The sequence below is a fragment of the Aquirufa sp. genome (assembly GCF_044239315.1).
Lineage (GTDB): Bacteria > Bacteroidota > Bacteroidia > Cytophagales > Spirosomataceae > Aquirufa.
On record NZ_JBIIBQ010000010.1, the window covers coordinates 1 to 14,331 of the forward strand.

General features: G+C 38.4%; 9 protein-coding genes. 5 read left to right on the forward strand and 4 right to left on the reverse strand.

Features of this window, described 5'->3' with window-relative positions; translation table 11 throughout:
• From ACILP5_RS05145 to ACILP5_RS05165, 5 genes are all read left to right on the forward strand, one after another.
• Positions 1–3,101: SusC/RagA family TonB-linked outer membrane protein (locus ACILP5_RS05145; RefSeq protein ID WP_395617585.1), on the forward strand; the 3,101-nt coding region annotated here is incomplete at its 5' end.
• Positions 3,102–3,128: 27 nt separating this feature from the next.
• Complete coding sequence (locus ACILP5_RS05150) at positions 3,129–4,907, forward strand: RagB/SusD family nutrient uptake outer membrane protein (protein ID WP_395617586.1); 1,779 nt, start codon at positions 3,129–3,131, stop codon at positions 4,905–4,907.
• A 96-nt stretch (positions 4,908–5,003) separates the two neighbouring features.
• On the forward strand, positions 5,004–5,531 hold the full coding sequence (locus ACILP5_RS05155; protein ID WP_395617587.1) for a hypothetical protein: 528 nt from the start codon (positions 5,004–5,006) through the stop codon (positions 5,529–5,531).
• A 9-nt stretch (positions 5,532–5,540) separates the two neighbouring features.
• The gene (locus ACILP5_RS05160) at positions 5,541–7,475 is read left to right on the forward strand and encodes a hypothetical protein (RefSeq protein ID WP_395617588.1); all 1,935 of its coding nucleotides are present in this window, start codon (positions 5,541–5,543) and stop codon (positions 7,473–7,475) included.
• Positions 7,476–7,482: 7 nt separating this feature from the next.
• Complete coding sequence (locus ACILP5_RS05165) at positions 7,483–8,505, forward strand: alkane 1-monooxygenase (RefSeq protein ID WP_395617589.1); 1,023 nt, start codon at positions 7,483–7,485, stop codon at positions 8,503–8,505.
• A gap of 9 nt (positions 8,506–8,514) precedes the next feature.
• On the opposite strand, the gene ACILP5_RS05170 is transcribed toward ACILP5_RS05165, so the two are convergent.
• The 4 genes from ACILP5_RS05170 to ACILP5_RS05185 form a co-directional block, all read right to left on the reverse strand.
• Complete coding sequence (locus ACILP5_RS05170) at positions 8,515–9,177, reverse strand: hypothetical protein (RefSeq protein WP_395617590.1); 663 nt, start codon at positions 9,175–9,177, stop codon at positions 8,515–8,517.
• A 65-nt stretch (positions 9,178–9,242) separates the two neighbouring features.
• The gene (locus ACILP5_RS05175) at positions 9,243–9,677 is read right to left on the reverse strand and encodes a DUF4843 domain-containing protein (RefSeq protein ID WP_395617591.1); all 435 of its coding nucleotides are present in this window, start codon (positions 9,675–9,677) and stop codon (positions 9,243–9,245) included.
• A 38-nt stretch (positions 9,678–9,715) separates the two neighbouring features.
• Positions 9,716–11,221: a RagB/SusD family nutrient uptake outer membrane protein gene (locus tag ACILP5_RS05180; protein WP_395617592.1), complete on the reverse strand. Its 1,506-nt coding sequence runs from the start codon at positions 11,219–11,221 to the stop codon at positions 9,716–9,718.
• Positions 11,222–11,240: 19 nt separating this feature from the next.
• A complete protein-coding gene (locus ACILP5_RS05185; RefSeq protein ID WP_395617593.1) occupies positions 11,241–14,249 on the reverse strand; it encodes a SusC/RagA family TonB-linked outer membrane protein in 3,009 nt (1,002 codons plus the stop codon).
• Between the last annotated feature and the right edge of the window lie 82 nt (positions 14,250–14,331).

Below are 14,331 nucleotides of genomic sequence, written 5' to 3' on the forward strand. Positions count from 1 at the left end.
CCACTACGGATGTTAATGGAGCCTTCTCCGTTAATGTAAAGAGCGGAAATGCCGAGTTAGTAATCACCTCGGTAGGTTATGTTTCCCAATCTATCGCGGTTGGAAATCGCTCAACTATCGCAATTACACTTGATGAGGATGTAAGTCAATTAAGTGAGGTTGTGGTAACTGGTTACACTTCTCAACGTAAAAAAGACATTACAGGTGCGGTAGCGGTAGTTAGTGCAAAAGAACTTACTGCATTACCAGCAGCATCTGTAACGCAAATGTTACAAGGACGTGCATCCGGTGTTACTGTTGGTAACGATAACTCTCCAGGTGGAGGAACGATGGTTCGTGTGCGTGGATTTGGATCTACTAACAATAACTCACCATTATATGTAATTGATGGAGTGCCTACACAGGGTACGCTAAACCAAATCAACCCGAATGATATTGAGTCGATGCAGGTATTGAAAGATGCTTCTGCGGCTTCTATCTATGGTGCACGTGCGGCGAATGGTGTTGTCATCATCACAACTAAGCGTGGTGGTGAAGGCGAGCCTAAAATTAGTTTTGACATGTACACAGGTACACAGCGAGTAGGCAAGCTTTTGGATTTATTGAATACCAAAGAATTGGGACAGTATTTCTATGAGTCGTCAATTGGTCAAGGTAGAGCACCGGGTTTTTCTCCATCAGCACAATACCGTTTTGCACCTGATGGAACGCAAACAATCGCTGATTACATTTATCCGAACGTATATGGTGCATTGCCAAGTAATTTTACGTACACAAATGATATAACTAATCCAAGATTCAATATTGACGCTTTTAACATTACGAAAGCTAATAAAGAGGGAACAGATTGGCAGAATGTAATCTTTGGCCCAGCTAAAATCTCTAACTATCAGATAGGAGCGACAGGTGGTTCTAAATATGGTAAGTATGCCATTTCTGCAAATTACTTTGATCAGGAAGGTATCTTAAGATACACAGGATATAAGCGTTACTCTGTTCGTGCTAATACAGAATTCAAGAAAGGTGCTATTACTTTCGGAGAGAATGTAACTGTTTCCATCGATGAGCGTAGAGGTGTTCCTAATGGTAACAATAGTGAATCGAATCCAATCATGTTTGCGATTCGTGTTCAGCCAATCATTCCTGTTTTTGATATAACTGGTGGACCTAAAGCTTTAGGTGGATCGAATTTATCAGATCTAAATGGTTTTGGAGGTTCACGTGGTTCGAATTTAGGTAATGCACCTAATCCACTAGCTCGTCAATGGAGAGAGAAAGATAATCCAGTAACTTCAACACGTATCTTCGGTAATGTGTTTGCTGAAGTTGAAATTTTGAAAGATTTAAAGGCTCGTACTAGCCTTGGTTTTGAATACAATAACTTTAATCAATCAGCTTATTTCAACCGTGATATTGAAGCAGTTGAAGCGCGTAATGCGAACAGCTTAACAGTTTCAAATAGCTTTGACCGTGCTATTACTTGGTACAATACCTTGAATTACGCTAAAAAGTGGGGAGATCATGATTTCAACATATTAGTTGGAACAGAATCAGTATCAACGTATGCATTTGGATTTAATGCAGCTAGATCAAATTTTGCTTTTGATGATTTATCGTATCGTTATTTGAACAACGGTTTCCCTGCAGGTCTTTCGAATGGAGGAGCAGGTGCTACCATCACAGCCTTATTTTCACAATTTGGGAAAGCAAATTATTCATACAAGGATTTCTTATTAGCTGACTTTACTTTACGTCGTGATGGCTCTTCAAGATTCGGTCCATCTTACCGTTATGGTGTGTTCCCTGCATTCTCTGTGGGAGCTCGTTTATCGGAATTAGCCTTCATGAAAGACATAACAGTCATTAACGACTTAAAAGTACGTGGAGGTTGGGGTAAAACGGGTAACCAGTTGATCCCATCAGTATACAATGCTTCCACATTGTTTACTCCAGATCCAAACAATAACATGTATGATATTACAGGTTCAGGAACTTCTCTAGCAGCTGGATTTGACTTAACTCAATTCGGTAATGGAAATGGTCGTTGGGAAACAAACACTTCCACTAACATTGGTTTAGATGCAAGTTTGTTTAATAATAAATTAGATGTTGCTTTTGACTGGTATACTCGTACTACATCCGATATGTTAACGCAAGTACCTATTCCAAGAACATCAGGAACAGGTAGTGTTGATTTTGTGAATATTGGAGAAGTTAATAATACGGGTGTAGATTTAAACATATCTTATAGAGATCAAATTGGTCAATTAAGATATGCTATTTCGGGACAAATTAGCCGCTACAAAAACAACGTAGTGAAGTTGAATGATGACCCTAAGGCTTCGATCTTTGGATTCACGACACGTCTACCGGCAATATCGTTAACAAGAGCTGGATTACCGATTGCTAGTTTCTTCGGTTATGTTATTGAAGGAGTTCTTAAGAATGATGCAGAGGCTGCTGCAGCCACGCAAATTCCAGGCTATACTCGCGCTGGTGTCTTCAAGTTCAAAGATGTCAGTGGTCCAGATGGTGTTCCTGATGGCAAAATTAATGCATCTGATAGAACGGTTATTGGTAATCCTCACCCAGACTTTACGTATGGTTTAAATCTTAATTTAGGTTATAAAAATTGGGATTTCACTGTTTTTGCTCAAGGTGTTCAAGGTAATGAAATCTTCAATTACTTGAAGTATTGGACAGACTTCAACACATTCCAAGGAAACCGATCAAAGGATATGTTGTATAATTCATGGAAGAAACAAGGAGATGTGGCTTTATTACCTCGTTTAAATGCGGGTGACACCTTTAGCCAGCAAATTTCAACTTACTTCGTTGAGGATGGTTCCTACATGCGTATCAAGAACGTTCAGTTAACCTACACGGTACCTACTAGTGTGTTAAAGAAAATCAAGTTAAGTTCGATGCAAATTTATGTTCAAGGACAAAACTTATTGACTTTAACTAAATACAAAGGTTTAGATCCTGATATCAACATTAGAAATTCAGGAGCTGATAATCAAGATACGCACATGGGTATTGATGAGGGAGCATTCCCGGTAGCTAAATCTTACAACATAGGATTAAGAGTAGGATTTTAATTAATTTAAAATAAATCAGATAAAAAAATGAAAAAGTTAATCATATTCGCATTAGTTGCGACAGTTGGAATAAACTTTTCTTGTTCAGAGTCGTTTCTCGAGGTAGAACCTCAAGGAGCTGCCTCTCTAAACTCGCTGGCTAATAAAAACGGAGTAAATGCCTTATTAATAGGTTCGTATTCTTTATTAGATGGAGTAGGTGCAGGAAACGTAGGACGGACATCTGCCGTCTCAAACTATGTATTTGGTGGAATTACATCCGGTGATGCAGTAAAAGGTACTGACGCTGGTGACCAGCCAGAGCAAAGTTTCATTGAGCAATACACTTGGTTTGCAGAGAACACCTATTTCCTAGGTAAGTGGCAACATACTTATGATGGCATTGCGCGAGCGAATGAGGCTATATTATTAGCTAAAAGCCAAGATGTTAAGGATATGTCCGATGCGGAGAGATTGCAAGTAACTGCTGAAGCTCGTTTCTTACGTGGTCATTACCATTTCGAAGGAAAGAAAATGTGGAACATGATTCCTTACATTGATGAAAACACGTACAAGCGTGATGATCGTAACTCTACAAAAGTGCCTAATGACAAAGATATTTGGCCAAACATAGAGGCAGATTTCGATTTTGCAATGAAAAATCTACCAGCAACGCAATCTCAAAAAGGTAGAGCAACCAAGTGGGCTGCTATGGCCTATCTTGCGAAAGCATATATGTTTCAAAAGAAATTTAGCTTAGCTAAGCCTCTCTTGGAAGATATCTTAAATAACTCTGGTAAAAAGCTTGTAAATGATTACCATGACAACTACAAAACTACGACTAACAATAACGCTGAATCGCTTTTTGAAGTACAATTCTCTGTTAACGATGGATCAACAGGAGGTAGTGGTAATCAAGGTGACAACTTGAACTGGCCATACACTACCGCTTCTCCAGGTCGTGGATGTTGTGGATTTTACCTACCTTCACAAAACCTAGTGAATGCATTTAAAACTACAGCTGAAGGACTTCCTATGATTGGTAAAAATAAAGCAGGATTGGAGGATACGTACAATAATGTAGATTTACCGAACGATCAAGGTATTGGTACTGCTGCAGCTTTCACGTTAGATGTTTCTCAAACGGTGGATCCTCGTTTAGATTGGACCGTAGGTCGTCGTGGTGTAAACTTCTTAGATTGGGGTAAAATGCCAGGTGCTTCTTGGATTCGTGACCAAAACTATTCTGGTCCGTATACAGGTAAAAAATGGATGTATTATTTAGCTGAAGAAGGAAGTACGACACACTCAACGAGCCGTCGTTCGGTTAATAACAACTACCGTCTTTTGAAGTTATCTATGGTTATTTTATGGTTGGCTGAGGTAGAGGCAGAAGCTGGTAATCTAGCGAAAGCTGAAGAATATGTAAATATGATTCGTAATCGTGCTAAGGGTAGTAAAGTACAAGATGCTTCAATAAAGAACGTTGTAAATCCATATCCTACAGGTACATTCGCAGCAAATGGTAAAGACTATGCACTAAATGCAGTATATATGGAAAACCGTTTGGAATTTGCTATGGAAGGCCATCGTTTCTTCGATTTAGTTCGTTGGGGAATTGCGGCTGACTTCTTGAACAGGATGTATATCCCTAAAGAGTCTGTATCAGGTACAGACTTAACTGGAAGAACATATAGCAAAAGAAGTTATTTGGCTGGTAAATCATTTGACCCGGCTAAGAATAATTACTTCCCTCTTCCTATTGATGAGATTTTAAACTCACAAAAAGATGGAAAACCTACCCTTAAGCAAAATAATGGATATTAATAGCTAGGGTTATTTTGAAAAAGTCAGGATCGCAAGGTCCTGACTTTTTTGTTTTAGCGGTTTTTTATCCGTGGTTGATTATCTTAGTGTTATTGTATGAATAGGGTAAGGATAAGTCTTTTAGTGTGGATAGTATGCTGCTCATGTACTAGTACGAGCCAGTTAGCTATTCCTTTTTCTGTGGATGCTTATCATTCTTCATCAGCCTATTTGCGTACTGTATCTCATGGTGAAAGTGAAAGTGAAAATGTAGCAGAACGAATGGCCATTCATACAGCTCAAATTGAATTAACTTCCCTCATTCAGACTTTAGTAAAAAATGTAAGTACTGAGTTTAATTCGGCCTTTCAGTCGGCTGAATTAGAAGGATGGAAAACCTATTTTCAGAAAGAGGAAATGTCGATAGCACAACAAACAATGACCCGATTAAGGGTGGTAGAAAAAAAAGTAATTTTGCGATCAGATCAGCGGTATGAAATTTGGGTGATAGTGGAATTGCCTAAAAAGGATTTCGTAGATGGATTTGAACGTATTTTTTCTGCTTCGAAAGCAAGTAGCCTAGTAGACAAAAAGAATCGTTTTCGGCAAGTTTTTGATAGGGAATGGGCTAAATTAGTACATTAAGTGGAAAGAATGAGAAAGTTAATAATCTTACTGTTTTTATTAAGTATTGGTCATTGGGCTTTTAGTCAGGTGAGTTTTGATTTGACTAAGTCAAAAGAAGTAGAATCGACTTTAGCTGAATCACACTATTTTCATTTAGCAAGTAGGCCTTATGTTCTTGGTGTGACGAATCTAGAAGAATTGAAGACTCAGTTGGAAGTAGACTTAAAAGCTTCTTTAGCTAAAAATATTATTTCTAAGGTTCGGTTAGAGGACAAATCTAAATCTGTTTCCTTAAGTGTCAAAGATCAAGGAAATAGGAAAAATAATAGTCTGCGCGAGGTTACAAATTTTGAATTTAACAGTAATATAGAATCGGAAATAACCTTTAGTGACTTGAAGCCTCTGTTTCAGGAGGATATGAGAAACAGACGATTATATGGTTTGATTTATATCAATAAGGAGAAGTTTTTAGTTCAAAATTTAGCAAAAATTCAATATGCCTTGAATAAATTATTGGAAGAAGTTTCCTCTTTTTCGGTTCAAAATGCAGCACATGCTCGGGTTATTCAGTTGAAATACAACGAATATTTGAAGCAGAAAAATGACATTTATTCTCTAATTGAAGTGCAGAATATGCTAGATCCTGGTCGATTAGCGAAAGAGGAAGCTATGTTAGGTCAGGTGGCTTCTTTGGAAAAGTATTTAACTGAATTGATGACCTTAGTGGAGTCTGGCGAGTTTCAGACAGATTTAGTTGCTGTAAAAGAGAAATTGCATGCAGAGGATTTTAAAGGAGCACTTTTGGATTTCGAAAAGATGGCAATAAAATATCCAGGTAATCCCACCTTGTTAACGGAGAAAGTAGCGGCACTAGATTTGATCGAAGATTATTTTCAACCTAAAGTTGCCTCTAATGATTATTTATTTGCGCTTCAAACAATAAAATATGTAGAGGGATTAGATCGAAGTTTTTCTACCCGTTATTTTGAGGTCAAAAAGATTTTAATCAAAAAGGCATTTGATTCCTATATCTCTAAAGTTGAATCAAGCGTGTCCAATAGGGATTACATCGATGCTAAACTATTATTAGGAAAAATTAGGGAATTCCGCTATTTCGATAGTGACCGATTCGATCAGTTAGAAAAACTAATTGAAGACTCTATGTATAGAGATAAGATTACGGAGATTGACCAAAAAGTAGCTGTTGGCAACCTAATGGATGCTTACATACTAATCGTATCAACGAAGCGGGCCTATCCATTGCGAAATATGAATGAAATCATATACCGGGAACAGGCGGTTATCGAAGGGTTGACAGAACAAAAGGTGAAAGAAATTAAGGCTCAACGCCCCATGACCTGGCAATTACAAGTAGGAGGGGGCCTTATTTCAAATTTCTATAGTTTACCTGCAGCCGATATTTCAAATTATACGATAGCTACCGCGTCCAGTGTAGGAGAGATAGGTTTGTATAAAAAGACTGGGATTAAAAGATTTGAAGGGTTTGATGGAGCTGCACCGATGTATACGGCAAATGCTGTAGGTTTTAGACTTGCTGTTTGGTATCCCAATAAAGTGTATAAATCCCCGATACCAGGTGCAGCGCAATACGATGCTGGTTTGTTTTTAAAATCAACCGTATTCGAGCCTCAGTTATCGTTCTATGTTTTACGGTTTTGTAATTTAAACGTCGGTAAAATGCTAGGTGAAATAGTTGATGCTAAATCAAATTCAGTTGTTAATACAAATTCAGATTATTATACCTTCACCCTTGGAATTAGACCTAGAATAGCTAATTTGATGTTGAACATCAACGGCAAATTAATTTCCGACATGGTTAGTAAAAATTATATTACCGTTCAAGCGACGTTAAATATAGCTTTGGATTTTGTTCGTCGATTTAAGGAATCGGAGAGATCTGATATTCGAAATGGAATTATTAAGTTAAAGGAAAAAATGTAAATAACTGATGATGCGGCCACTACGCTATTTAACGCCTTATTTCTTGTTTGTATTAGCTTTTCTAGCTTTTACTAAGAGTGGTTTTTATTGTTGGGGACCCTTAGCGTATCTGTTCTTTTTGATACCTATTTGTGAATTATTTATAGCCCCTAATTCGGATAATTTATCGGAGGAGCAAGAGCAGGCGGCTAAATCAAATATATTATTTGATTTGGTCTTATGGTTAACCGTGCCTATGCAATTAGTCGCCTTGTATTTGTTTTTAACTAGTTTAAATCAAGGACTTTCTATTTTTGATACGGCTGGTCGAGTGGTCACTATGGGATTGTTGTGTGGAACTTTTGGAATTAATGCGGCACATGAATTAGGTCATCGGGTGAATAAATTTGAGCAGTTTCTTGCCAAAATTCTTCTACTTACCAGCCTCTACATGCATTTCTTTATTGAGCATAATAAAGGACATCACAGGCATGTAGCAACTTCAGAGGATCCTAGTACGGCCTTTTATAAGCAGAACTTATATGCTTTTTGGATTCAGACTTTTGTAGGGACACAACAAAAGGCTTGGCAGATTGCGATTTCGGAATCAAAAAATAAAGTATTCAATGAAATGGCTTTATTTCAGCTGATTCAATTTAGCCTGTTAGGTTTGATTTATTATTTTTTCGGAGGCTTTGTGCTTGTCTGCTTCCTTGTCGCTGCTTTCATTGGAGCAGCCCTATTAGAAACGGTGAATTACATTGAACATTATGGATTGCAACGAAAACAAGCGAAGACTTCCTATGAGCGTGTGAAGCCAGCTCATAGCTGGAACAGTAACCATGCTCTAGGGCGATTAACTTTGTTCGAATTGAGCAGACATAGTGATCATCATTATTTGGCCTCTAGAAAATACCAAATTCTTCGTCATATGGACGATGCACCCCAAATGCCGACTGGATACCCCGGAATGATTTTACTCGCTCTAATTCCCCCGCTTTGGTTTAAGGTGATGCATAAACAAATGGAAGTTTATGCCATCATCCCTTAAATTTGAAAATTACTTTTTATTCATTTCTTGAATAAGAGCTTTCAACTCGTTCATTTCCTTGAAATTTACCTTCTGTGACTTGATAAAAGCAATCGCCTTTTCTGCGTCGGCACCAAAAGCCTCTTTCAGCACTTTTTCTTTATTTTTCAATAGATAAACTTTCCCATCAACTGCCACGAAAATATCTTGTTCGTCTTGAAAAACCTTTGCTGCTTGCGCACCATAGGTAGCGGATGGATCATCAGTCATCACCTTATACGGATGAAATAGCAAGGAATATTTCCCCTTTTCTAAAACTTGAACAAATCGCTTTTTCTTGACTGTAGGCACCTCATATTCTGAGGTAAATTCGATCAATTCTCCTGAGGAGGAGGTGTAAGTAAATTTAGATAACTTATCTGGTCCATAGGAAAATTGACCACCGTCTAATTTATACTCTAAATTATTTGAATAAGCATTCAATGCAATATTTAGACCCTCTACTTTTAGACCATTATTGAGATATAAAACTCCCTTTTTAAAGTCTTCTAAATAGGCAGAACCTTTAACTCCGATATACGGATTTGCAGTAATGGGCATTCCTGTTCCATTATCACGCAGAATGGCCAATTGTCCATTAGACACTATAGGAGATACTCCTAGAAGAATAAAGAAGAATATTTTTTTCATCATTTGTAGAAGATAAAAAGACCGGATAAATCCGGTCTTTTTACTAGTTGAAGTTTAACAAAACAAAATTATCGAGTAATTCTAAGTTGAACTTTGTTGTAATTAGTGTTGTAGCCGATCTCATCGTTTCCATCAATCTGGAGTAAAAGATCAACAGAACCACCAATTCTACCTGTGTTGACAACATTCACAGTTAATGTACCAAAACTACTGCCTTTAGGGATCGTTAATTTCCCAGTCATGGTGTAGTCTTTACCACTTACAGCTGTGGTAGCAGCACCAGTCACGGAAGAGTACATGATTATTTCATCAGATGCTCTATGTGCGCCTACAAGATTTACACGAAAGCTAACTGTACCTACAGTATTAGCTACTGTAATTCTAGGATATGTCTCACCTGCTAAAGGCGTACGTTCTACGGCGTCTTGAAACTCTAATACACTTCCTTCCCATTTAGGGTAGTTTTGCTCAATGCAAGAAGAGGATACAAGGACTAAGGCCATTAAGTATAATAAATATATTTTTTTCATGATTTCAAATTTTAGTAGCCTCTGTTTTGTTTAATATTAGGATTACCATCCACCTCACGTTGAGGAATTGGAGGCAGAATCTTGAAATCTTCAAACGATAAGTTTACCGCTGGGACTGTCTTCACGATTGCTCTTCCATAACGCTTTAAGTCAAAGAAACGGTGACCTTCAAAAGCAAATTCTTTGAATCTTTCTAAAAGAATTTCTTCTAAAAGCGCATTTCCTGATAAGTCTACCGCAGGTAAACCTCTTAAACCTTTGAATGCATTTAATTCCGTAAGGGCAGCAGATTCATTCTTTAATTGGTAATTAGCTTCTGCTCTATTCAAGTGCATCTCTGACTTACGAATCACAGGTACGTTGTCAGCATAGGCGAAACCAGATTTAGCCATAAACTTGGTACATTCGATTTGGCGACCTGCACCTCTAACCGTATTACCAGTAGTGTACAATTGTGCTCTAATGTCAGCATTTCTAGTTACATCCCAGTTGTTATTGTCTGAAGCTACTGTTCCAGCAGCCTGCAATGGAGCCAAACCAAAGAATCCTCTAACAGTAGCATTTGGAATGAAATCACCCCATCCACCTTGAGAGTTTTTATTTGCTAGGCTCAAGATAGCGGTGTAAGTTGATTGTAAAGACTCATTCACCCCAATCGATTCTTCTGCCAAGGCAAAACGTACCTCGAACATCGATTCAGGGTTTATAGCAGCTCGCCATCCACTCACATAGGCCGCACCAGAGGTAACAGCACCTACGTTACTTGCTAAGGCAAGAGTAGATTCTGAAACTACTTTAGTCCAGTCTCCTCTATATAACGCTACGCGAGATAACAAAGCTGAAGCAGCTGGTCCAGAACCGTATTGAACGCCTCTTCCTGCAGGTACTAATTTTTTAACATCCTCCAGATCTTTATATATTTGCTCATATACCGCATCAATTGTTGATCGTGGTGTTTTACGAGTTAAGGCTTCTCCAGAGGTGATTACACCTTCTAATACGACTGGTATACCTCCTTGACCAATTACACCAGGTTGGAATACAGCAGTAGGAATGTAAGAGTAGACTTTTATTAAGTCGAAATAGTATAAAGCTCTTAAGAACTTAGCTTCTCCTTCCCAACGAGCCTTTTGAGCATCCGTTGCACCTTGAACTTTGCTGATACCAGCTAAGATTAGGTTAGCCTCATTGATAGCAAAGTAACTATTTTGCCATGTACCGAAATGAGCTCCTGGTTGGTTATTGTTTTCACCAATCAAACGACCAGAGTTACTAGTTGTTTGACCTACATCTGCTAATGCATCGGATACGGCTAACAAATCACGGCCGTAGTTACGTGCAGATCTTAATTTAGAATATACTGAATTAAGTGCTGCATTCATCGCGTCAGGCGTATTTAAAGCTCCATTTGCATCAATTGATTGTTTAGGATCTACCTGAAGTAAACTATCACAAGAACTTAATAGGAGGGAACCTACTAAGGCAAGAGATAAGTAAAATTTAGTATGTAATTTCATATTTTTTTCCTTTTATAGATTAGAATCCGATTTGAACTCCTAGTGTATAGCTCTTAGTCAAAGGAATAGCACCTGTACCTGCTCCTGTAAACTCTGGATCATATCCAGGGTAATCTGCGTAGGTCCATAAGTTAACTCCTTGAAGGTAAATGCGTGCACGCGTCAGACCGATTTTATTGACTAAGCTAGGCTGGAAGCTGTAGGCTAATGTCAATTGTGAAAGTCGAATAAAGTCAGTCTTTAATATGGCTGCATCACCTGAGTTTCTGCTTGCACCTCTCACTTCATTACCGCCATTAGTTGTTAAATTTCTTGGAATATCCGTGATTTGACCTGGTGTTTTCCAAGATCTATCAACTACATCACGAAGCGCATTTAAAGTTAATCTAGTTCCGTTTTCTCTTAAGAAACCGTACTGTCCATCAGTCGTAAACCCACCATATTCATAGACAAAGAAGGTAGTTAATTCTAAACCTTTATAAGTGAAAGTATTGTTCATACCTCCAAATATCGTAGCAAGGGTAGAACCTCGGTAAACTCTATCTGCTGCTAATGGTAAATAAGTAATTCTACGATTGATATCATACCACATCGGACGGCCAGTAGCCGGGTTAACTCCTGCATATTGCGCTGCAAAGAAAGCCCCTTCACCACTTCTTCCTACTGGCTGACCTACTGCGATACCTGGGTTAGCAGGTAGGAATGATAAGCCATCATACAATTTTACAATCTGGTTCTTGATTTGGGAGAAGTTGAAACTACTATTCCAACGGAAACCAGCATTATCTACGTTAACTGTAGAGATTTCAACTTCGATTCCTTTGTTTTGAAGCTCACCTACGTTATTTGAAATACCACTGAAACCATTTGTCCAAAGGATAGGCTGGCTCAATAATAATTCTTTCGTTCTACGATCAAATAGGTCTACCGAACCTGTAATTCTATTATCAAAGAACCCGAAGTCTACACCAACGTTTGTGGTATTATTCGTTTCCCATCCAAGATTTAAGTTAGCTAGTGAGGAAGGTAAGATACCTGCACTTCCTGAATAGTTACCTCCACCACCGTAAAGGCCTCTTGCATCAAAGTTTCCGATTTGATCATTACCAGTCAAACCATAAGAAGCTCTTAACTTCATTTCTGAAATTAGTTTTGAATCCTTAAGGAAATTTTCTTCTGCCACACTCCATCCTACACGAATAGATGGAAATAAACCATATTGGTTGTTCGCTCCAAAACGGGAGGATCCATCATAACGAGCTGTGATAGTTGCTAAGTATTTCTTCTTGTAATCGTAATTAACAGAAGTAAATGCAGAAGCTCTTCTGTATCCAGTCCAGAAGCCAGTAATTGATTCCGGAGTAGCAGCCGATTGAATGGTTCTAAATTGGAAGGTAGGGAAACCAATACCTGCACCAGAAATACCTTCTCTCACTTCAGATAAATATTCTACACCTAATAGGGCAGAAACATTGTGAACTGCATTGAAAGATTTATTCCAGTTTAATGTTTGCGTTGTAATAAAACGAGTTCTCCAGTCAGACTGAACCGAACTTCTACCTATCACACCTGCTCCATCTGGAGTACGTGGATCACGGTAATTATCACCTTGAAGTAAACGATAATCTAAACCAAACAAAGAACGGAACGTTAAGTTGTTCGCAACTTTGTAGTTCGTAATTAAATTACCTACTACTGTATTTGTACGCTGTAAACCTGTATTATAGGCATTAACTAACACCACATTTTGTCCTAATACTCCGGCAATGGCTGTATTGTAAGTTCCATCCGCGTTGTAAATGGCATTGTGTGGTAATACAGCAGATGCAGAGAACGCTGGGTTACCTAAGAAAGAACCTTCCACTGCAAATGGGACATTTTGCGTAAATGTTGAAAGATTAATGTTAGTCTCTATATTCAAACGTTTTGTTGCTTGATGCGTCAAAGCAACTCTTACTGTTCCTCTTTCAAAGTCAACAGGCTTAAATGAGGACTCCTGGTAGTTATATGAACCAGATAATAAGAAGGTAGTTTTGTCATCTCCTCCAGAAACGTTCATCTCGTAGTTATTAAGTCTACCTGTTCCCATCACTGCACGTTGCCAGTCGTAATTAGGTAAAGCCAAGCCTATAGCGTCTAATGCCGGTCTTGTTTGAGAAGCCCAGTTAGATGGAAGACGACCCATATTGCTCAATGCATTTGCTTCAGGATTCGAAACGCCAGAATTAATAAATGCATCTCTACGCATTCCATACCATTCAGAACCCGAAAGTATATCTAGGTACTTCATTGGCTGAGTTTCTCCAGAAAAGGCATTTAATTCAAACTTAGCCTTTCCTTTCTTTCCTTTTTTAGTAGTGATGATAACAACACCATTAGCCGCTTGAGAACCATAGATGGCAGCAGAAGCAGCATCTTTTAAGATCTCCATTGACTCGATATCATTCGGGTTCAAGAAGGCAAGTGGGTTAGATTGGGTAAATGATGCGTTAGATGTATTGTTTAACTGTACACCATCTACGATAAATAAGGGTTCATTACCTGCAGTAATAGAGCCCACACCACGAATACGGATATTTACCGAACCACCTGGAAGACCGTTAGACGATCTAACTTGTACCCCTGACGCACGTCCTTGTAGGGCACGGTCAAAAGATTGTAATGGTAAGTTTTGAATAGAAGATCCTTTAACAGAAGATACTGCACCCGTCACTTCACGTTTCGTTTGCGTACCATAACCTGTTACGACCACCTCATTCAAGGCTGTGTTATCAGTTTCCAAACCTAGGTTTATGATGGTTCTGTTTCCAACATTCACCTCTTGAGCAACTAGTCCCACAGATCTGAATACTAACACACTTTTTCCAGTAGGAACGTTAATGGAATATTTACCATTCAAATCGGTGGTAGTACCCACAGTCGTACCTTTAACAAGAACTGATGCACCTGGTACACCCATTCGATTTTCTACAGAAGTAACTGTACCGGTAATCACACGCCCTTGGGCAAATGCTATCGCATTAACCATAAGCATTGTGAGACCTAGGAGTAAAATTTTCCTCATATTAGTTATTTGTTTGTTTATGGCCCGTTAAATACGAAATCTTGAA